Below are 20,925 nucleotides of genomic sequence, written 5' to 3'. Positions count from 1 at the left end.
CTCCTACGTTGTTCGTCGCATCGGTCATCGTCCAGATCGTGCGTCGGCTGGATCGTGCGTCGGCTAGATCGAGCGTCGTTCGATGCGAGCCTCCGCCGCAATCTCCTCCACGTCCAAGCCATTCAACACTGCTCGTAACGCTTCGTCGTCCAACTCCCCCGAGTCACGGGCGGCAATGAGCGCTGCCCGCTGCGCGACCAGGACGTTGTGGCGCAACGAATCGAACATCGCACCTGCCGCGGCGATTCGCTTCTCCCGATCCTCGGTCTCCTCGGCGTCCAACCGGGCAAGCACCGACCGGCGCACCCGCTCGATCACTTCACCGACCCGTTCCCGGTCCACGCCGGCGATCCCCTGTTCCGCCGCTCGTTTCAGATAGTCCTCAGCCGCCGTGCGCGCGATGGCCTGGGAGAGCAGCCGCTGATTGTCGTTGCGCTGCTGCTCGAGTGGATCGGCGACATCCATCCTTCGAATCAACATCGGAAGGGTCAGCCCCTGCAGCAGCAACGTGCCGACCGCGACGACGAAGGCGACCGCCTGAATCACCGCGCGGCCGGGAAACTCGTCACCCACCACCGTGGTCAGCGGCACACCGGCGGCCGCAGCGAGGGTGACCACGCCGCGCATCCCGGCCCAGGAAAGCACCAGGTTCTGTTGCCAGGTCAGCCCGGGCTCGCTGGGTTCGCGCCGCCGGAACAGCCGCCTGAACACCAGGCTCCGTCCGGAATTGGCGAAGATCCAAGCCGGACGAACCGCCATGACCACCAGGAGCACCAGCAGCGCGTACGCGAACACGTGGTGGACCGGCAACCCCTCACGTTGCACTTCTTGGACCACGAATTTGAGCTGCAGACCCATGTACGCGAAGACGAATGCTTCCAGGAGAAGATCCAGCGTCGGCCACACCTGCCGTTCCTGGACCCTCGTGGCAACCGAGACATCGGCCGTGACGCGGCCCAACACGAAACCTGCCGTGACGACGGCGAGGACGCCCGAGGCGTGCAGTTCCTCGGCTGCCAGATATGCGGTGAACGGCAACACCAGGCCGAGCACGGTCTCGAGCGCAGAATCGGCAATGCGCGTACGGACGAAACGCACGATGCGAGACAGGGCCAACCCGACCAGCACACCGCCGATGATCTCGTAGGCGAAGAACAGCAACGGCGAGCCCAGTTCGATTCGACTGCCCGTCACCGACGCGACCGCCAGGGTGAACAGGGTCAGCGCCGCCGCGTCGTTCACCAGGCTCTCCCCGGTGAGAATGGCCATCATCCGCGCCGGCAGGCCCAGCTTGCGGCCGACGGAGATCGCGGACACCGCGTCGGGTGGGGCAACGACAGCGCCGAGCACCAGCGCCGCACCCAGCGTCACTTCCGGGATCAACAGATTCGCGAACCAGCCGACGACGAACGTCGTCACGATCACCATGACCAGGCCGAGCCGAAGAATGGGGCCGAGATTTCGCCGGAAGGTGACGAACGAGAAATCCAGCGCCGCGGAATACAGCAGCGGCGGAAGCACGACCCCGAGGATCAGCTGGGGTGAGAGGCTGACATGCGGAACACCTGGAACGAACGATGCGATGGACCCGACGGTCACCAACACCAGCGGGACCTGCAGGTCCAGTCGCTTGGCAAATCCGGCGACCGCGATCGCGAAGATGACTACGAGAAGAAGTATCGGTCCGTCCACACCGACGATTGTGCCGTCAGCCGCACCCTCGAGCGCGACCGACGGCACCGAACCACCGGATAGGTCCTACTTGTCCGGAATCGCCTTCTTGGCTGCTTCCTGGACCTTGTCGACCTTGTCGGCGTACTTACCGTCGGTCTTGCTGTCGATGAAGTCCCCCGCCTTGTCCACGACGTCGTCGATCTTGTCCGAGTTCTCGGCTGCGAGGTCCTTGCCCTTGTCGACGAGACCCTTCAAGTTGTCTGCGAAGCCCATGACCCACTCCTTGTTCATCAGATCGTTCGGAACACCTGCATCCTACGTATTACCCTGCCGATTACGCAGCGCCGTTCCCACCCTGTTGACCACCTCGACCAGCGCGATACCGATCCCGCCGATGATCAGCGCACTGGTGGTGGCTCCGACGTTGGAAGGGTCGAGCTTGAAGAAGGTGCGGCAGAACGGAATTGCGAACAGCACCAGGTAGCCACCGACCGATCCGGCCAGCAGCAGCACCTTCCACCAGTTGTAGGGCCGCGCGACGACGGCCAACACCCACAGGGCGATCATGATCAGGGTGATCAACGCGGTCGTGCTGGCCTGGGTCACCTGGACCTCGGTGGCGTTCGGCCCGGCGTAGGCCAGCAAATAGGACACGAAAGTACACGATCCGACGATCAATCCGGACGGGACGGCCAGCCGCATCACCCGCGAGACGAAACCGCTACGGGCCCGCTCGTTGTTGGGCGCGAGCGAGAGCACGAACGCCGGGATACCGATGGTGAACCACGCGGCTATCGTCACGTGCCGCGGCAGAAACGGATACGGAATCGGCTCGAAGTGGAAGATCTGCGAGAGCACTCCGGTGAGCCCGATGAGGAACGCGAGCAGCACCGAGTAGACGGTCTTGGTCAGGAACAGATTCGAGACGCGTTCGATGTTGCCGATGACGCGTCGCCCCTCCCCCACGACATAGGGCAGCGTTGCGAACTTGTTGTCCAACAACACGATCTGCGCGACGGCACGGGTGGCAGCACTTCCCGATCCCATCGCGACGCCGATGTCTGCGTCCTTGAGAGCCAGGACATCGTTGACACCGTCACCGGTCATCGCGACCGTGTGGCCGCGAGATTGCAATGCGCCCACCATCGTTCGCTTCTGATCGGGCCGGACCCGGCCGAACGTGGTGGAGTTCGCCACGGCATCGGCGAGTTGTTCGGATTCCTCCGGCAGCTCTCGTGCGTCGACCGGGGAGTCGCCGCCCGGCAGGCCGAGAGACCCTGCGACCGCGCCGACCGAGACGGCATTGTCCCCGGAGATCACCTTGACCTCCACGTGCTGACTGGCGAAGTACTCCAGCGTCTCTCGCGCGTCCTGGCGCACCTTCTGCTCGAGGATCACCAGTGCCCGTGGGATGACGGTGCCCGGTGCGTCGATGTCGTCGACGGCACGATCGGAGCCGGCGAGCAGCAGCACTCGCAGACCCCTCGATCCGACTTCTTCGGCCTCTCGCGCCGCGTGCGACTGGGGATCGAGCAGCACGTCCGGGGCACCGAGCACCCAGTTTCCGTGCTCGCCGTAGGACGAGCCGCTCCATTTCTTGGCCGACGAGAACGGGGCAACGGCACTCTGCGTCCACCCCGGCGCATCCGGGTAGGCCTCGGCGACGGCCTGCACACTCGCGTTCGGCCGCGGATCGTCATGCGCCAGCGATGCGAGAGCGGCTGTGACGGAATCGGAATCGGCGTCGTCGAGCAACACCACCTCGTGCAACCGCATCCCGTTCTCGGTGAGGGTGCCGGTTTTGTCTGCGCACACCACGTCCACGCGGGCGAGGCCCTCGATCGCGGGCAATTCCTGCACCAGACACTGCCGTTGACCGAGCCTGATCACGCCGACCGCGAACGCGATCGAGGTCATCAGCACCAGACCTTCGGGGACCATCGGCACCAGCGCGGCGACCATACCGTTGAGGGCCGGTCGTAGCGCCTGGCCGCTGGAGAACAATTGGTTGTAGATGATGAGCACACCGGCCGGGATCATCAGGTACGTGATGAACTTCAGGATCTTGTCGATGCCGCTTCGCAGTTCGGACTTGACCAGCGTGAACTTGCTGGCTTCCTCGGCGAGCTTGGCGGCGTAGGCGTCACGGCCGACCTTCGTCGCGCGGTACGCCCCACTGCCCGCCACGACGAAGCTACCCGAAAGGACCTGCGCCGCTTCCGTTTTGTGCACGGCATCGGCTTCACCGGTGAGCAAGGATTCGTCGATCTCGAGGCTCTCGGTCTCGATCACCTCACCGTCGACGACGATCTGGTCGCCCGGGCCCAGCTCGACGATGTCGCCCAGGACCACCTCGTCGGGAGCCACCTGCTTCGAGACGCCGTCGCGTCGCACCTGAGGCTTGTTCTGACCGACGATGGCCAAGCGATCCAGCGTCCGCTTCGCTCGAACTTCCTGGATGATTCCGATGCCACTGTTCGCGATGATCAGCAGTCCGAACATGCCGTCGATCACCGAACCCGTCGAGAGCACGATGATCAACAGCACACCGAGGATCGCGTTGATCCGCGTGAACACGTTGCCGCGGACGATATCGCGAACCGACCGAGACGCACGGGCCGGAACGTCGTTCGACTTTCCCTCGGCGGTGAGCTTGGCGACTTCCGCCTCGGTCAGACCGGAGTCACGCAGCGCATCGGCGTCGATAGACATGAGTGCAGCTTAATCCCGGTTCGGTCAGCCCAGCCGCGCCCACCAACGATCGTCGGTCACGGTTCGTGTGCCGTCCATGCGCTGTCCAGGCATCGGCACTGCCACCTGGACCCCGACATCCTGAGCTGCCTCGTGCAAGCGCACGATCGGCTCGGACCACGGGTGGAAAGCCAGGTTGAACGTGGCCCAGTGAATAGGAACGAAAATGCCCGACGCCGTCAGATCGACGTGCGCGGTGACCGCTTCCTCGGGGTTCATGTGGACATCCGGCCACCGGGGGTCGTAGGCCCCGACGGGGAGGAGGGTCATGTCGAACGGTCCGTAGTTGCGGCCGATCTCGGCGAACTTCGGTGTGTACCCGGAGTCGCCACCGAAGAAGACGCGCCTGGTGGGGCCCGCGAACGCCCAGGACGCCCACTGCGTCGAGTCGCGGGTCAGACCGCGGCCGGAGAAGTGCCGGGCCTCGGTGCACGTGAGGGTGAGACCGCCGATCACCGTCTGCTCGTCCCAGTCCAGTTCGATGATGCGCTCCTCGGGCACCCGCCACTTGCGCAGGTGTGCGCCGATCCCCAACGGAACCACGAAGGGGGCCGACTGCGTCCGCGTCAGCTGCTGCACCGTCGCCTTGTCGAGGTGGTCGTAATGGTCGTGTGAGACGACGATGGCGTCGATCCTCGGCAGATCGGTCAACTCGACCGGCGTCGGATGCAGACGCGCAGGCCCCACCACCGAGGAGGGCGAGACACGATTGCTCCACACCGGATCGGCGAGGATCCGGTAGCCGTCGACCTCGACGAGCACGCTGGAATGGCCGTACCACGTGACCGCCAGCTCGCCCGCATCCACCGGCGCGATCTGCGGGGCGAGCGGGATCGGGCGTTGCGGCCGGCCTCTGCCACGTTCGGTGAACAACGAGACGACGATGTTCTTGTGCCCTTTGTCCCCGCGACCGGGCAGGTAGCTGGAACTGGGGTCGGAATTGTGGAATCGCCGGTCGCGGTACCGCGGCGAGCCTGCCGCGTACGGGGTTATCTGTGCCCGCCGGGCACCGATTGCCGAGGGCAGGCCCCACATCGCACGCGCCAACCAAGCCCCGCTCGAGGCGGCGACAGCACCCAATACCAACTTCGTCTTCGTCACGGCCACCACAGTAGGCGGCTACGACGTCTTCGCAGCTCACCCGTAGCCTTGCCGTAGAATATCCGCGTCGGTTTTGCAGCTAGAAGGGGAGACATTGAGTACCGAACAGCTCGAATTCCAGGCGGAGACGCGTCAGCTCCTGGATCTGATGGTGCACTCCATCTACTCCAACAAAGACAGCTTTCTCCGTGAACTGATCTCGAACTCCTCGGACGCGCTGGACAAGCTGCGCCTGGAGTCGTACCGCAACAAGGACCTGGACGTCGACGTATCGGATCTGCACATCGAGATCGACATCGACTCCGCGGCCCGCACTCTCTCCATCCGCGACAACGGCATCGGCATGTCGCGTACGGAGGTCATCGACCTGATCGGCACACTGGCCAAGTCCGGCACCGCCGAGGTCCGCAAGAAGCTCAAGGAAGCCAAGGATGCGGCCGCATCCGAGGAACTGATCGGCCAGTTCGGAATCGGCTTCTACTCCACGTTCATGGTCGCCGAGAAGGTCACCCTGCTCACCCGCAAGGCCGGCGAGAGCACGGCCACCAAGTGGGAGTCCACCGGTGAGGGCACCTACGAGATCACCGATGTCGACGACGCCCCGCAGGGCTCCTCGGTGACGCTGGCGCTCAAGCCCGCCGACGAGGAAGACCACCTTCACGATTACGCGTCCGAGCGCAAGATCAAGGAACTGGTCAAGAAGTACTCCGATTTCATCGCCTGGCCCATTCGCATCGACGTCGAGAAGCGAGTCAAGAGCGAAGAGGAGGGCGGCGAGGACACCGTCACGATCGAGACGGAGACGATCAACTCGCAGAAGGCGCTGTGGACCCGCTCCAAGGACGAGGTGTCCGAGGACGAGTACAAGGAGTTCTACAAGCACGTCAGCCACGCCTGGGACGAGCCGCTCGAGGTCATCCCGTTCAAGGCCGAGGGCACGTTCGAATACCAAGCGCTGCTGTTCATTCCGTCGCAGGCACCGTTCGACCTGTTCATGCGGGAGAGCAAGGCGGGCGTGCACCTGTACGTCAAACGCGTGTTCATCATGGACGATTCGCAGGAGCTGCTACCCGAGTACCTGCGGTTCATCAAGGGTGTCGTGGACGCAGCAGATCTCTCGCTCAACGTCTCTCGCGAGATCCTGCAGCAGGACCGGCAGATCCGCGCGATCCGTCGCCGCCTCACCAAGAAGGTGCTCTCCACGGTCAAGGAACTGCAGAGCGAGCAGCCAGACAAGTACAACACGCTGTGGTCGCAGTTCGGCACGGTCCTCAAGGAGGGCTTGATCTCGGACTCCGACAATCGCGAAACCCTGCTGGGCATCTCGTCGTTCGCGTCCACTCACTCCGAGGAGGGCGTGACGACTCTGGCCGAGTACGTGGACCGGATGAAGGACGGACAGCAGCAGATCTACTACATGACGGGCGAATCCCGCCAGCAGATCGAGAGCTCGCCGCACATGGAGGCGTTCAAGGCTCGTGGCCTCGAGGTGCTGCTGCTGACCGACTCGGTCGACGAGGTGTGGGTCGGCAACGTCACCGACTTCGACGGCAAGTCGTTCCAGTCCATCGCCAAGGGCGAGGTGGACCTCGACACCGAGGAAGAGAAGAAGGAGGCCGAGGCCAAGCGCGAGGAGCAGGACAAGGAGTTCGCCGACCTGCTCACCTGGCTGACCGAGACTCTCGGCGAGGACGTCAAGGAGGTACGTCTGTCGACGCGCCTGACGACGTCACCGGCCTGCGTCGTCGGCGACGAGTTCAGTTTCTCCCCGCAGCTCGAGAAGATGTACAAGGCCTCGGGCCAGTTCGTGCCGACGTCCAAGCGCATCCTCGAGCTCAACCCCACCCACGAGCTGGTGACGGGCCTGAAGAAGGCTCGCGAGGATCGCAGCGATGATCCGCATCTCGCCGAAACCGCCGAGTTGCTCTACGCGACTGCGCTGTTGGCCGAGGGAACGGACCTGAAGGATCCCGCGAAGTTCTCCAAGCTGCTCGCCGACCGCCTCACCCGCACGGTATAAGGCTCCGTCGTCGTGCGCCTTTTGCGTACATACAGGTACGCAAAAGGCGCACGACGGGTCACTGCGGCGGGAGAATGTGCTCCCCCGTCTTGTCGGTCCTCAGCGACAGCGAACTGATGTACTGCTTCTCTCCGTTGGGCCCCGGCACGTTCGAGGCGATCATGTCGGGTCGTTCGAATTCCATTCCACTGACGTGGCACAGCAGGGTGGCGTCGGTGGGGTTGCCGTACTCGTCGAACATCGGAATATCGATGCCGTCGTCGGTGCGCCGCAGGTAGTACTTTCCCTTGGTTGCGATCGCCAGAATGGGCGGAAGTACCAGTGCGAGAAGCAGAGCCACGATCGGCGAGTACGGTTTGATGGTCGATCCGAAGGCTCCGAAGAACACCAGGATCGACACGATGGCAGAGGTCACCATGGCACCGAACCCGACCGGGTTGATGTTGTAGAGCATGCCGCGGCGGAACTCGGGCACCTTGGGAGAAAGCTTCAGGATGTACTTGTTGAACACGATGTCCGAGGCCACCACCGCGATCCAGGCGATCCCGCAGTTGGCGTAGAAGCCGAGAATGTCGTTCAGGAAACTGAACATGTCGGCTTCCATCAAGATCAGTGCGATCGCGAGGTTGAACAGCACGAACACCATGCGGCCCGGGTAGGTCTTGGTGATGCGGGTATAGGAGTTGGTCCATGCCAGCGATCCGGAGTAGGCATTGGTGACGTTGATCTTGATCTGACTGATGACCACCAGGATCACCGCGAGCGTCATCGCGAGCCAGCCGGGCATGAAGTTCTCGTAGATCTCCAGGAACTGGTGCACCGGCTCGTTGGCGATGGTGGAGCCGTCGACGACGTTGGCGATCAGGTACACGGCGAGGAACAGGCCGACGACCTGCTTGAGTGCACCGAAGATGACCCAGCCAGGGCCTGCGAGAAGCACTGCCGTCCACCAGCGCCGGGAGTTCTCGGGTGTCTTGGGCGGCATGAACCGTAGGTAGTCGATCTGCTCGGCGATCTGCGCGATGAGCGAAAGACACACGCCTGCTGCGAGCAATGCCGAACCGACGTTGACGCCTGTGCCGTCGGCACCGTCCTGGCCGCCGAACGCGAAGAAGGCCCCGACCGAATCCGGATTGCTGACCACGAGATAGACGAACGGCAGCACCATCAGCACCAACCACAGGGGCGTCGTCCAGACCTGGAGCTTGGCAAGAGCTTTCATGCCGTAGATGACCAAAGGGATCACCATGAGGGTCGAGACCGCGTACCCGATGGGCAGCGGAATGCTCAGACCCAGTTCGAGCCCCTGGGCCATGATCGAACCTTCGAGCGCGAAGAAGATGAACGTGAACGTCGCGAAGATGACGTTGGTGACCACCGATCCGTAGTAGCCGAATCCGCTTCCGCGCGTGATCAAGTCGAGGTCGATGTTGTAGCGCGCGGCATAGTATGCGAGCGGGAGCCCGGTCAGGAAGATCACGACGGCGAACACCAGGATGCCCCACAGTGCGTTGCCGGTTCCGTAGGAGATTCCGATATTGGCACCGATGGCGAAGTCCGCGAGGTACGCGATGCCGCCGAGCGCGGACGTCGCGACAACACCGGTTCCCCATTTACGGTAGCTACGCGGCGCGAAACGCAGCGTATAGTCCTCGAGCGTCTCTTTGAGCGCGGTGTCTGTCGGCGCTGGCTGTACGGCGGTCATGGATCAGTAACGTAGAACCGCAACGTTGCCTACGTGTCTTACGTATATGTAGCTGCGGTTACTCTATCGGGCGTTTCGGACATTCGTCTCGGAAGCCGACCGCACCTTTCTCTTCCCTGTATACGACACGCCCGCTGCTGGAGAACCTCAGGCGGTGACGCGGGTGTCCAACAGCGAGAAGTTCACCAATTCGGCGCGAAGCATGTTCAGGGCGCGATGCTGCGCCACCCGCACCGCACCGGCGGTCATTCCCAGCGCTCGACCTGTTTGCGGTGCCGTCATGCCCCACACCACCCGCATCAGCAGGATCTTGCTGTACTTCGGCGGCAAGGTGTCCAGCAACGCTTGTGTATGAGTGCGCAGCTCGTCTCCGAGTGCGAGCTGCTCCGGGCCGGCATCCGAGGACCGCTCCTCGGGCATGTCGTCGATCGAAAACGTCTGCCGCAGAGTTGATCTACGGCCTGCATCGGCCAACTTGTGCGCCGCGATTCCGTACACAAACGCCATGAAGGGCTTACCCATGTCGCGGTACTTCGGAATTGCGGTCACCAAAGCGAGGCAGACGTCCTGCACCACATCGTCTGCGACGACGTCGAGGTTGCCGATCCGGGCCGCGCAGTAGCGGCGTACCGGTGGCTGAATCAGCACGAGCACTTGTTCCAGTGCGGCTCGGTCTCCCGCGACGGCCTGCGGCACGACCTCTTCGAGCCTGTCCACGCACTTGCTCATGGCCGATCTCCTTCATTGGCAACGCGCGCCCTCGCCTGAACGCTCATGGGTCATTCGGTGCCGTCTCCGGTTCGGCTTGGTCTTGCCGTTACCACAATCCAGGCGTATGTGATCCACGTAACACGGCGTGTCGGCGCAGCGACGTATCGGGCAACAACATGTGACACCGCCACCTACGGAGCGCCATGTACCCCAGCGAGCAGAATCATCAGGTCGGACGCCGCAGTTCTGTCGCCGCCTGCGATGGCACCACGCTGGCGGTGCGCGAGTTCGGGCACCCGAATCCCCCTCTGACCGTGGTGTTCGTGCACGGGCACTGTCTGCGCATGCAGTCGTGGACCGATCTGCGGCAGCAGTTGGAGCAGACCTGGGGCGAGGACGTTCGGATCGTCATGTACGACCACCGTGGGCACGGGGAATCGAGCGCGGCCTCCCCCGAGAGCTACACCATCGACCGGCTCGGCGAGGACCTGGCCGACGTGATCCGCGTCGTCGTCCCCTCGGGACCGTTCGTCGTGATCGGACACTCGATGGGCGGCATGACGGCGCTGTCCTATGCCCGCCACAATCCCGATGCCATCGGCTCGCGCTTGATCGGCGTCGGTCTGATCGCCACATCGGCAGGCGGAATCACCGACGACGGGCTCGGACACTGCCTCGCGCACCCGGCGGTGTCTGCGTTTCGAGCCGCCGTTCGACGCGCCCCTCGACTGATGTCCGGTGCCAAGAAGCTCAGTCGCGGCGTGTGCGCCCCGATCGTCAGGACCGCGGGGTGCGGATCTCGCAGGGTCAGCCCTCGGGTGATCACGCTGGCGACGGCGATGCTCGGCGACACCTCCATCGTGACGATGGCCGCGTTCCTCGAGGCGTTTCGCGGCCTCGACGAGATAGCCGGCTTGGCCGTGCTGGCCTCGATTCCTGCACTTGTGCTGTGTGGCTCGGATGACCTGATGACGCCGATGCGGCATTCGGAAACCATCGCCGCCCACTTACCGGAGGCCTGGCTGGTCCGCGTGGCGCGGGCCGGACACATGGTGATCCTCGAACGCGCCAACGAGGTGGCGGAGGCCGTCGTCGGACTGGTGGCGGCGGCCCGGGCGGCGCACGTGCGAGACCTCGCCCTGGCCCGGTAGACAGCTGTGGCCCGCACCGGGGTTCGGTGCGGGCCACAGCGCGGTCGAGAGAACTACTTCTTGACGGCGGGAGGAGCGTTGAGCAACTGAATGAACTGTCCGGCGTTGGCTGCGATAGCACCGAGGCCACCGATGGTGCTACCGGCAAGTGATGCACCCGAGCCGAGAAGCAGTGCGCCGCCGACGCATCCGGCAACCGGTGCGGCACCGAAGAGCAGCAGTGCAGGCGCGGATACAGTTCCGGCAGCGATGGCACCGAGGAAGCATCCGGTCACCAGACCGGTTGCGGCACCGAGGAATCCACCTACCGTGGCGGAGAGGCTGAGGTTGTCCTTGACGCCCGACACTGCAGCGGGCAGGTCTACCTGTTGAAGTCCGGGAACAGTGGCGGAGACCGGGGTTGCCGCCGCAGGCGAGACATCGGCGGTCAGGGTCGCGTGGTTTCCGTTGATCACGGCGGCGACGGGGTGCGAGAATCCGTCTGCGGCAATGGCGAGCGGTACGGAATCGACCATGACGCCGTTGGCGTCGCGGACGACGAGGTGGTTGTTCTCGTTGCTCAGCGATCCGGCGGCCGTGTCGACCAGGACCTGGTTGCCCGCCTGGGTGACGTTCCAACCGACCGGAGCGCCGATGGCCGGTGCCGGATCGGCATAGGCGGTGCCCATGGCGGTCGTCATCGCTGCAATGACCAATGCGGACGTTGCCGCGAATCGAGTCAGCTTCATGTTCCTCAGTCTTTCGTCGTGTCCATCGCTCGATGCCGAGCAGCGAAAAGGTATGGGCACAACAGGCGAGCGAGGCGAACCGAAGATGAACGAACGGGGAGAAACCGAACAACGATCTTTCGCATCAACGCGAAAGGGACAGAACAACTCTCAGCGACCGATCGGTTCGTAAAGGGCGCGTACGCCTTGTCCCTACTTACCGAAAAGCCCTGGCTTGTTGCTGCCGCCGTGGCTCACGCCGAAGTCGTACGCGGACTCGGCGTGCTCGTGTTCGTCGAGTCCGTCCGCTTCGTGTTGCGCATCGGCGCGCACTCCCATGAGCGCCTTGATCGCGAACGCGATCGCGGCGGTGACCACGGCGCAGTAGGCGAACACCGCCACCACCGCCACTGCCTGAACCCACAACTGATGCACGCCGCCGCCGTAGAACAGCCCGTCGACGCCGGCCGGCATCCGAGCGCTGGCGACGAGCCCGATCATCAGCGTGCCGACGACGCCGCCGACGAGGTGCACACCCACGACGTCGAGTGAATCGTCGTAACCGAAGCGGTATTTGAGACCGATGGCCAGGGCACAGAGCGCACCGGCGACGATGCCGATCGCGGCAGCACCGATGGGGGTCACGGCTGTACACGAGGGCGTGATGGCCACCAATCCGGCCACCACACCCGAGGCTGCACCGAACGACGTCGCACGACCGTCCCGTAGCTTCTCGACGACTAGCCACGCCGCCATCGACATCGCTCCGGCACCCATCGTGTTCACCAAGGCCACCGCGGCCACGCCGTCGGCCGCAAGGGAAGAACCGGCGTTGAAACCGAACCAGCCGAACCACAGCAAACCGGCACCGAGCATGACGGCAGGAAGGTTGTGCGGGCGCATGGGATCTCGTGGCCAACCCCGACGCTTACCGACCACCAGCGCAAGTACCAGCCCGGCAACCCCGGCGTTGATCTCCACCGCGGTACCGCCTGCGAAGTCGATCGCGCCGAGCCTGTTGGCGATCCAACCGCCGAACTCACTGGTGAGCCCGTCGAGCGAGAACACCCAATGCGCCACCGGGAAATACACCAGCGTGGACCACAGCGCTGCGAACACCACCCAGGGAACGAACCTCATCCGGTCTGCGACGGCTCCGGAGATCAGGGCAACCGTCACCATGGCGAACCCCGCCTGGAATGCCGCGAACACCAGCGCCGGAACTGTTCCCACCAACGGAATCGATACCGCTCCCCCAGCCGAGGTGTACACCCCACCCAGCAGACCCTCGAAACCGGCGTACTGCAGCGGGTTTCCAATCCAACCACCGATCACGTTGTCGCCGAACACCATCGAAAATCCGAACACCAACCAGAGCAGCCACACCACAGCGATGGCCGACAAGCTCATCATCATCATGTTCAGCACGCTCTTCGAGCGCACCATGCCGCCGTAGAAGAACGCCAGCCCCGGCGTCATCAGCAGCACCAGCGCGGTACTGGCCAACAGCCATGCGGTATCGCCGGCGTCGGGCGTCCCGTTGATCATCTGCCCACGAACTTCGGCTTGCGCTTCTCGGATCGCGCGGCTCGCGCTTCCCTCATGTCCGTGCTGGTCCACGCGGCCGCGAAGGCAGCGGCCTGCTGCGGCGTCGGATCGTCGTGAGATCCATCGTCGTTGAACACGAGCTTGAGGTGACGCAACGCCAGCGGAGCGAGCTCGGTGATCGACTGGGCCCACTCGGTCGCGTCGGAGACATCGCCGAGCTTGTTGGCCAGTCCGCACGTGTACGCCTGATCCGCATGCACACGCTCGCCGCCGATCAGGACCGTGCGCGCAACACCTCCCCCGGCCAGCGCCGCCAACCGCCGGATGGTCCAGTTGCTCACGGCGATACCGAGACGCGTCGAGGGAATCTCGAAGAAACTGCTCGGCGCGGCCACCCGCAGATCGCAGGCGATGGCCAACTGGGTACCTGCCCCCACCGCCGGGCCGTTGATCGCCGCGATCACCGGGATCGAGACGGACTCGATCGCAGCGAGCATCTCCTCGAGGATCTCCCCGAACGACTCCGGGAACGCGTCCCCGGTCAGATCCGCGCCCGCGCAGAAGCTGGTTCCCTGCCCGGTGATGACGAGAACCCGCGCCCCGTCCCGCTCGGCTTGTTCGACGCCGTGGCGCACTGCAACGCACAACTCGCTGTTGAGCGCATTGCGTCGATCCGGGCGCTGCAATTCCAGGGTGACGACATCGCCGTCACGAGAGAGTCCGATCACGACACCAGAGGTTACCGACCAGTACGGGTTTTTACCTAGCGAGGCTGATCTACTGGTATCCGTGATCGAGACTCGAGTGGCCGTGATCGGTGCGGGACAGGCCGGGCTCTCCGCCGGCCACCACCTGCACCGGGCCGGCCTGACCGCAGGTGCAGGCTTTTCGATGCTGGACCGCTCACCCGGACCTGGCGGCGCGTGGCAGTTTCGCTGGCCGTCGTTGACGCTGAGCACGGTCAACGGCGTGCACGACCTGCCGGGTATGGCCTTCGCCGAGACACTCGGAGATCAGCAGGCTCAGGCCGTTCCGGCCGCCGACGCCGTCCCCCGCTACTACCGCGAGTACGAAGAGCGCTTCGAACTGCAGGTCCGACGCCCCGTCACGGTGACGGTCGTGTGCGATCGCGAGGGTCGTTTCCGGGTGGAGGCCGGCGAGACCGTCGTGATGGCCGAGGGCTTGATCAACGCGACCGGAACGTGGGAGAAGCCGTTCGTTCCGCATTACGACGGGGCCGAGACGTTCACCGGCAGGCAACTGCACACCAAGGACTTCACGACGGCCGAGGAGTTCGCCGGCAAGCACGTCGTGGTGGTGGGCGGCGGAATTTCTGCCGTTCAATTGCTCGACGAGATCTCCCGAGTCACGACGACCACCTGGGTGACCCGTCGACCGCCGGTGTTCCGCGAGGGCGCGTTCGATCACGATGCCGGACGCAGGGCTGTCGCGATGGTCGAGGAGCGGGTGCGGGCGGGCCTGCCACCGGGCTCGGTGGTCTCGGTGACCGGGCTGCTGCTGACACCCGCGCTGACCGCCGCACGTGATCGCGGCGCTCTCGAGCGCAGGCCGATGTTCGCGAGGATCGCCGCAGATTCGGTGGTCTGGGAGGACGGTTCGAGTCAGCATGCCGACGTGATCCTGTGGGCCACCGGCTTTCGCAGCGCGCTCGACCACCTCGCTCCGCTGCGCCTGCGCGGGCACGGCGGAGGAATAGTCATGGACGGCAGGCTCGCCACCCGCGTGGCCGCGAACCATCGCGTCCACCTGCTCGGTTACGGACCGTCCGCGAGCACCATCGGGGCCAACCGAGCCGGCAGGGCCGCGGTGACCGAACTGCTCGAGACCTTGGCTTAGCCGAGCTGCTCGGTCACGAACTTCGCCAGCGCGCCCAGTCGCGCCCGGCTCGGCATCGAGGTCGGCACGCCCAACGCGTCCAACGGTGCCGAAGTCACCGGCCCGACGCAGATCGCGGCGACGGGGCCTGCCAGCGCGTCGAGGAAAGCGTCGAGCAGGCCGTTGTCCTTCGCGGTCGAGAGCAGGGAAGCCACGGCCGGGGCGCTGGTGAACGTCACCGCGTCGACGCGACGCTCGATGATCTGCGTCAACAGACCGATCAGCGGGGTCTGATCGACGGGACGGATCCATCGGTACACCGGTACCGGACGCACGTGTGCGCCCAGTTCGGTCAGCGCGTCGCCCAGGTGAATCGTCGGTTCCCATTCGGTGATGACACCGTGCAGCTGAACTGCGATGTCGACGCTCGAGACACCCTCGGCGGCAAGGTGATCCGCTACCTCCTGCGAGGCCTCGGTTGCCGGTGACCACTCGTCACGCAAACCGGCTCCGCGAATGGCCCCGCGCGCCTTCGGTCCTCGCGCGATGATCCTCGAACGTCTCAGCGCAGCAACGAAATTGTCGCGGATTCCCCATTCTTCGGCGGCGTCGAGCCAGCCGCGAAAACCGATGCCGGTACTGATCACCACGATCTTCGGCGGATGCTCGATGATGCTCTCGGTGGCGGACTCGAGCTCCGAGTCGTCGATCAGCGGCAGAACGTGAATCGCCGCGGCGTGAACGATGTTCGCGCCGCGGCGTTCGAGCATGGTGGCCAATTCGTCTGCTCGCCGCTCGGCGGTGATGGCAACGGTCTTGCCTTCGAGCGGTTCGGACATGGGTACTACCCTAGGCCCCCACTGTCAGCTGCTGAACTTGTCCGGGTCGGGGCCGGTGCGGCCGTCCGCGGAATCGAGGGCGTTGATCTGCTGAATCTCGTCGTTGCTCAGCTCGAAGCCGAACACGTCGAAGTTGCTTGCGATGCGCGCCGGGGTCACCGACTTGGGGATCACCACGTTGCCGAGCTGGATGTGCCAGCGCAGAATCACCTGGGCCGGGGTGACACCGTGCGCGTCACCGATCTTCGCGAACAGCGGCTCGTCGAGGATGGTGCCGGATCCCAGCGGGCTCCATGCTTCGGTGGCGATGCCCTTCGAGGTGTGGAACGCCCGCAACTCCTCCTGGATCAGCCGTGGATGCAGCTCGACCTGGTTGATCGAGGGCACCTCGCCGACGGCGTCGATCAGCTTCTCGAGGGTGGGGATGGTGAAATTGGAGACGCCGATGGACCCGATCCGACCGTCGGCCTTCAACTTCTGGAATGCCTTGAAGGTGTCGATGTACTTGTCGCGATCGAGCTGCTGCCAGTGGATCAGGTAGAGGTCGAGGTACTCGAGCCCGAGCCGGTCCATGCTCGCGTCGAATGCCTGCAGAGTGGAGTCGTACCCCTGATCGTCGTTCCACAATTTGGTGGTGATGAACAGCTCGTCGCGGGCGATGCCGGATTCTGCGATCGCTTTGCCGGTGCCGGTCTCGTTCTCGTACACCTTGGCGGTGTCGATACTGCGGTATCCGACCTTCAGAGCCTCGGCCACGGCGTCGTGCGCACCGTCGTCGGGAACCTGCCACACACCGAATCCGAGCTGCGGAATGGAGGTGCCGTCGTTGAGCACGATCGTCGGAACAGTACTGGTCTCGGCTGAATACGTCATATGAATGCCAACGGTGGGTGGGGTGCTGTTGTTCCCTGGCCTTAGTGTTTCGGTGTGACCGCAACGCTCCGCATCGATGAACTCGCCGCGTTTCACGGCGACCGCACCCTGTTCTCCGGTCTCGACCTGACGGTGACCGAGGGCGACGTGATCGGACTGGTCGGCGCGAACGGTGCCGGCAAGTCGACTCTGTTGACGCTGCTCGCCGGGGTCGGCACCGCCGAGCACGAGGGTGAGATTCACACCAGTCCGCCGGATGCGACGGTGGGATATCTGGCCCAGGAGCCCGAGCGGATCGACGGGGAGACGGTGCTGGACTTCCTCGGCCGGCGTACCGGGGTTACGGCGGCCGAGGCAGTGATGAACGCGGCTGCCGAGGCCCTCGGTTCGAGTGACGAAGACCTCTACACCCCGGCGTTGGAACGGTGGTTGGCGCTCGGCGGCGCTGACCTGGCGGAGCGAACGGCGAAGGTGCTGGCCGATCTCGGTCTGGATGTCGACGGATCTGCACCGATGACCGCGTTGTCCGGTGGGCAGGCCGCTCGCGCGGGGCTCGCCGCGATCCTGCTCGCGCGCTACGACATTCTGCTGCTCGACGAACCGACCAACGATCTCGATCTGGCGGGCCTCGAGCAACTCGAGCAGTTCGTCGTTGCGACCCGAGCGGCGGTCGTCGTGGTCAGCCATGATCGCGAGTTTCTCGCGCGGACGGTGACGGGCGTCGTCGAGCTCGATCGCGCGCAGCGCCGCATCGATGTGTACGACGGCAGCTACCAGTCGTATCTGGCGGAACGGGAGATCGCCCGCCAGCATGCACGGGAGAAGTACGAGGAGTTTGCAGACACCAAGTCCGCGTTGGAGTCTCGGGCGCAGATGCAGCGAAACTGGATGGAATCGGGGGTGCGCAACGCGCGCCGCAAGGCCACCGACAACGACAAGATCGCCCGTAAGACCCGCGCCGAGTCCACCGAGAAGCAGGCCGCGAAAGCCCGACAGACACAACGGCGCATCGAACGCCTCGAAGTGGTGGAGGAGCCGCGCAAGGAGTGGGAGCTGCGGATGGAGATCGCCGCCGCTCCTCGCAGCGGAGCCGTCGTCGCGGTACTGGGCGGAGCGGTCGTGCGCCGATCGGGATTCACGTTCGGCCCGGTGACCACGCAGATCGACTGGGGTGATCGGATTCTCGTCACCGGGCCGAACGGTTCCGGTAAGACGACCTTGCTCTCGATACTGCTGGGCAGGTCGATCCCGGACGAGGGCACGGCCTCGCTGGGATCCGGTGTGGCCATCGGTGAAATCGATCAGGCGCGAGCATATTTCCTCGGGGACGGCACGGTGTCCGATGCGCTGAGCGCGGCAGTCCCCGACTGGCCCGACGCCGAAGTGCGCACCCTGCTGGCGAAGTTCGGCCTGCGCGGCGACGACGCGCTGCGGCCCGCGGCGTCGCTCTCTCCCGGTGAGCGAACCCGCGCGGCGCTGGCCTTGCTGCAGGCCCGAGGCGTGAATCTGCTGGTGCTCGACGAGCCGACCAACCATCTGGACCTGCCTGCCATCGAGCAACTCGAACGGGCGATGGAGAACTTCGAGGGAACGCTTCTGCTGGTCACCCACGACCGCAGAATGCTCGAGACGGTCCGCAGCACGAGGCACTGGACGATGGCGGACGGACAGCTGTCGGAACAGTAGTCGCGGTGATCGAAATCGGGTGCAGCTGACCGCGGTGAGCGCGGTCAGCTGCACCCGATTCACATCAGCTCAGCAGAATTTCGTTCACCTCGGCGGCGGGAAGCATCGGCAACGTGTGATGCGTTGCGTTCTCGAGCACCACCGTCCTCGCTCGGGCCAGGACCGCCCGGACTGCCGACTCGATACGGGCAGCGTTGTGTACTTTCCCTCTTCCTGCCAGCAACACGGTTGTGTCGACCCCGAAGTTCTCGAATTCGGCGGGCTTCGGGCGCTTGGGGACGATGGTCTTCGATTTCGGGAAATGAGCCGCACCGAGCGCCAGGACGTCGAGCCAATCCGAATCCAGTTCGCGGCCGCCGGTCTCCCATTCTACGAAGCGCCGCTGCCTCGTGTCGTTGGGAGAGAGCAGGATCGGTATCGCGTGGAGCAGGTACTGCGCACTCATCGGGCCGAAGCAGCCATTGGGATCGAGCAGGGTGAGTGCCTCGACGCGACTGCCGTTGCGCAGTGAATATGCCAACGCGATCATCGCGCCATAGGAGTGGCCGCAGATCGCTGCCGTGGGCAGGTCGAGACCATCCAGAACGGTAGAGAGCCAGTCCAGCAACTCGTCCACCGAGCCGATGGAGGTTTCGCCGGGCACGCTTCGCCCCACGTCGCCCATCAGGTCCAGGGCGTACACCCGATAGTGCCGGGCGAGAGCGGCGACATTGGCGAACCAGACCGTGGACGTGGCACCGGCGCCCGGCAGCAGAACCAGCGCCGGATGATCGGCTGAGCCGCAGGCGTTGACACGGGTCGTTCCGTGGGCGGTGCTCATGTCGATGGACTCCACCTCGACGGGCCACTTCTGCAGCACCCTGTCGTAGGCGGCGTAGAACTCGTCGAGCTGCGTCACGCTCGCCCTCATTTCTCTCGATGATCGAGATAATAGACAATGGAGAGAGATCACGTCCAGCACCTACCGAGGGATCAGCACATGAGCGAACCCGCCGCCGCCGTGCACCAGCTACGCGCGCTGACCGTCGACCTCGACCTTCTCGGCGCGCAGTTCGCCCAGAGCCACCACCTCCACCCGACGGACATCCGCGCACTGATCTGCCTCCTCGACGCCGACCGATCCGGCACACCCGCGACACCCGGCTGGCTGGGAACCCAGCTCGGGCTCGAATCCGCCTCCGTCACAGCGCTCGTGGATCGAATGAGCAAGCGAAATCTGGTGGTCCGTGAACCCGATCCATCCGATCGCAGGCGCGTGCTACTCGCCGTCACCGCGCACGCATCGGAGCTCGGTACCAGCTTCTTCGGCCCCGTCATCGGGCGAGCAGTCCGCGAACTCGAGCGTTTCACTCCCGAGCAGCGGGCGACGATCGACGAGTTCCTGACCACCATGCGCGCCGTCGTCGCCTCGGTCCGGACGAGTTCGGACACGTAGACGGATCACCAGATCCATTGCCGATGGTTGACATATCGTTGGGTTTATACAACACTTCATTGTCATGAGCCCCGTCAAGCGCGGTACCGCGCTCCCGATCTTCAACAGGGTGGGTGTTCTGCGGGCAGAACGGAAGATGAGCCGCGCGCAACTCGCCGAACTCGTCGAAGTCAACCCCCAGACAGTGGGCGCCCTCGAACGAGGTGACCACTACCCGAGCCTCGATCTCGCGATGCGCATCTGCGACGTCTTCGACCTACCGATCGAAGCAGTGTTCTCACGCACCGAACTCGGACCACTCTCGGCCGAACTCTTCCGAAGGGAGAAGGATCGATGACCACGCCCGACACTGCAGACATCCTCACCCGCTATCAGGCCTATCGCACGCGTCGATTCCTGGAGAACGACGCGAAAACCCGCCACTGGCTTCCGAATTGGCGCACGCAGCACCGACGCCGCATACTCGCCGTCTCGGTGATGGCTTCCCTGCTCACCCTGTTGGTGATCGCCGTGTGGTCGCTGTTCTCCCCGTGGGCACCGATCATCTGGGTCCCGGCCACCGTGATCTTTCTCGTCACGTGGACGATCCTGCAAACCGTGTCACGTCGGCACAGCGACGCACCGGTGGGCGCACTCGACGAATGGGAAGTGCAGCAGCGCAACGAAGCACGATCGATCGGCCTGTCCGTCACTCAATTCCTGGTGACGGTGGCAGTTCTGGTCCTGATCGGGCTGTCCGCGTCGTACGACAACGAGCACCTGCCGTATGCCGGAGGTCTGTGGACGCTCGTTGCGCTACTGGCGGGCGGATGCACCCCGGCCGTCATTCTCGCGTGGATCACCCCTGACCCCGAACTCGAAGACACCGAAGATTTCGACCCGAAGTAG

General features: G+C 64.6%; 19 protein-coding genes. 7 read left to right on the top strand and 12 right to left on the bottom strand.

Annotated features, from left to right (window positions below; translation table 11 throughout):
* Positions 1-63: 63 nt before the first annotated feature.
* The 4 genes from J1M87_RS04360 to J1M87_RS04345 form a co-directional block, all read right to left on the bottom strand.
* Positions 64-1,692: a Na+/H+ antiporter gene (locus J1M87_RS04360; RefSeq protein ID WP_206488131.1), complete on the bottom strand. Its 1,629-nt coding sequence runs from the start codon at positions 1,690-1,692 to the stop codon at positions 64-66.
* Positions 1,693-1,758: 66 nt separating this feature from the next.
* The gene (locus J1M87_RS04355) at positions 1,759-1,947 is read right to left on the bottom strand and encodes an antitoxin (protein ID WP_206488129.1); all 189 of its coding nucleotides are present in this window, start codon (positions 1,945-1,947) and stop codon (positions 1,759-1,761) included.
* 42 nt (positions 1,948-1,989) lie between these two features.
* Positions 1,990-4,386, bottom strand: a complete 2,397-nt coding sequence (locus J1M87_RS04350; RefSeq protein WP_206488127.1) for an HAD-IC family P-type ATPase — start codon at positions 4,384-4,386, stop codon at positions 1,990-1,992.
* A 24-nt stretch (positions 4,387-4,410) separates the two neighbouring features.
* Positions 4,411-5,526 carry an MBL fold metallo-hydrolase gene (locus J1M87_RS04345; RefSeq protein ID WP_374222349.1) on the bottom strand — a complete coding sequence of 372 codons (1,116 nt, stop codon included), beginning with the start codon at positions 5,524-5,526 and terminating at the stop codon, positions 4,411-4,413.
* A gap of 94 nt (positions 5,527-5,620) precedes the next feature.
* Between J1M87_RS04345 and htpG the strand changes: the two genes are divergently transcribed.
* Positions 5,621-7,546 (top strand): molecular chaperone HtpG, encoded by a 1,926-nt coding sequence (gene htpG, locus J1M87_RS04340; protein WP_206488126.1) that lies wholly within the window; start codon positions 5,621-5,623, stop codon positions 7,544-7,546.
* A gap of 58 nt (positions 7,547-7,604) precedes the next feature.
* Here the strand turns inward: htpG and J1M87_RS04335 are convergent, their stop codons facing one another.
* Together J1M87_RS04335 and shbA are read right to left on the bottom strand one after the other, a co-directional pair.
* Positions 7,605-9,251 carry a cytosine permease gene (locus J1M87_RS04335; protein ID WP_206488123.1) on the bottom strand — a complete coding sequence of 549 codons (1,647 nt, stop codon included), beginning with the start codon at positions 9,249-9,251 and terminating at the stop codon, positions 7,605-7,607.
* 147 nt (positions 9,252-9,398) lie between these two features.
* The gene (shbA, locus tag J1M87_RS04330; RefSeq protein WP_206488121.1) at positions 9,399-9,980 is read right to left on the bottom strand and encodes an RNA polymerase sigma factor ShbA; all 582 of its coding nucleotides are present in this window, start codon (positions 9,978-9,980) and stop codon (positions 9,399-9,401) included.
* 185 nt (positions 9,981-10,165) lie between these two features.
* Here shbA and J1M87_RS04325 point away from each other — a divergent pair, with 185 nt between their 5' ends.
* A complete protein-coding gene (locus J1M87_RS04325; protein WP_206488119.1) occupies positions 10,166-11,113 on the top strand; it encodes an alpha/beta fold hydrolase in 948 nt (315 codons plus the stop codon).
* A gap of 53 nt (positions 11,114-11,166) precedes the next feature.
* On the opposite strand, the gene J1M87_RS04320 is transcribed toward J1M87_RS04325, so the two are convergent.
* The 3 genes from J1M87_RS04320 to J1M87_RS04310 all read right to left on the bottom strand — a co-directional run bounded on the left by J1M87_RS04320 (position 11,167) and on the right by J1M87_RS04310 (position 14,096).
* Complete coding sequence (locus tag J1M87_RS04320; RefSeq protein ID WP_206488118.1) at positions 11,167-11,841, bottom strand: hypothetical protein; 675 nt, start codon at positions 11,839-11,841, stop codon at positions 11,167-11,169.
* Between the two features lie 192 nt (positions 11,842-12,033).
* Positions 12,034-13,368: an ammonium transporter gene (locus J1M87_RS04315; protein ID WP_206488116.1), complete on the bottom strand. Its 1,335-nt coding sequence runs from the start codon at positions 13,366-13,368 to the stop codon at positions 12,034-12,036.
* Positions 13,365-14,096, bottom strand: coding sequence for an enoyl-CoA hydratase (locus tag J1M87_RS04310; protein WP_206488114.1), 732 nt, complete (start codon positions 14,094-14,096; stop codon positions 13,365-13,367). Before J1M87_RS04310 ends, J1M87_RS04315 begins: the two co-directional genes overlap by 4 nt.
* A 61-nt stretch (positions 14,097-14,157) precedes the next feature.
* Here J1M87_RS04310 and J1M87_RS04305 point away from each other — a divergent pair, with 61 nt between their 5' ends.
* Positions 14,158-15,225: an NAD(P)-binding domain-containing protein gene (locus J1M87_RS04305; protein WP_206488113.1), complete on the top strand. Its 1,068-nt coding sequence runs from the start codon at positions 14,158-14,160 to the stop codon at positions 15,223-15,225.
* On the opposite strand, the gene J1M87_RS04300 is transcribed toward J1M87_RS04305, so the two are convergent.
* Together J1M87_RS04300 and J1M87_RS04295 are read right to left on the bottom strand one after the other, a co-directional pair.
* A complete protein-coding gene (locus J1M87_RS04300) occupies positions 15,222-16,043 on the bottom strand; it encodes a uroporphyrinogen-III synthase (RefSeq protein WP_206488111.1) in 822 nt (273 codons plus the stop codon). The two genes, J1M87_RS04305 and J1M87_RS04300, sit on opposite strands and share 4 nt — an antisense overlap.
* A 24-nt stretch (positions 16,044-16,067) precedes the next feature.
* The gene (locus tag J1M87_RS04295; protein ID WP_206488109.1) at positions 16,068-16,916 is read right to left on the bottom strand and encodes an aldo/keto reductase; all 849 of its coding nucleotides are present in this window, start codon (positions 16,914-16,916) and stop codon (positions 16,068-16,070) included.
* Positions 16,917-16,970: 54 nt separating this feature from the next.
* Between J1M87_RS04295 and J1M87_RS04290 the strand changes: the two genes are divergently transcribed.
* Positions 16,971-18,602, top strand: coding sequence for an ABC-F family ATP-binding cassette domain-containing protein (locus J1M87_RS04290; RefSeq protein ID WP_206488107.1), 1,632 nt, complete (start codon positions 16,971-16,973; stop codon positions 18,600-18,602).
* A 64-nt stretch (positions 18,603-18,666) separates the two neighbouring features.
* On the opposite strand, the gene J1M87_RS04285 is transcribed toward J1M87_RS04290, so the two are convergent.
* Complete coding sequence (locus J1M87_RS04285) at positions 18,667-19,500, bottom strand: alpha/beta fold hydrolase (RefSeq protein WP_206488105.1); 834 nt, start codon at positions 19,498-19,500, stop codon at positions 18,667-18,669.
* Between the two features lie 81 nt (positions 19,501-19,581).
* Here J1M87_RS04285 and J1M87_RS04280 point away from each other — a divergent pair, with 81 nt between their 5' ends.
* From J1M87_RS04280 to J1M87_RS04270, 3 genes are all read left to right on the top strand, one after another.
* Positions 19,582-20,037 (top strand): MarR family winged helix-turn-helix transcriptional regulator, encoded by a 456-nt coding sequence (locus J1M87_RS04280; protein WP_206488103.1) that lies wholly within the window; start codon positions 19,582-19,584, stop codon positions 20,035-20,037.
* 64 nt (positions 20,038-20,101) lie between these two features.
* Positions 20,102-20,374: a helix-turn-helix transcriptional regulator gene (locus tag J1M87_RS04275; RefSeq protein ID WP_032372936.1), complete on the top strand. Its 273-nt coding sequence runs from the start codon at positions 20,102-20,104 to the stop codon at positions 20,372-20,374.
* A complete protein-coding gene (locus tag J1M87_RS04270) occupies positions 20,371-20,925 on the top strand; it encodes a hypothetical protein (RefSeq protein WP_206488101.1) in 555 nt (184 codons plus the stop codon). The genes J1M87_RS04275 and J1M87_RS04270 overlap by 4 nt, the downstream gene beginning before the upstream one ends.

The sequence above is a fragment of the Rhodococcus sp. KRD162 genome, from assembly GCF_017168335.1.
In the GTDB taxonomy this organism is placed as follows: domain Bacteria; phylum Actinomycetota; class Actinomycetes; order Mycobacteriales; family Mycobacteriaceae; genus Rhodococcoides.
The sequence above is the reverse complement of the archived record's forward strand: the minus strand, read 5'-3'. Positions and strand labels throughout refer to the sequence as shown.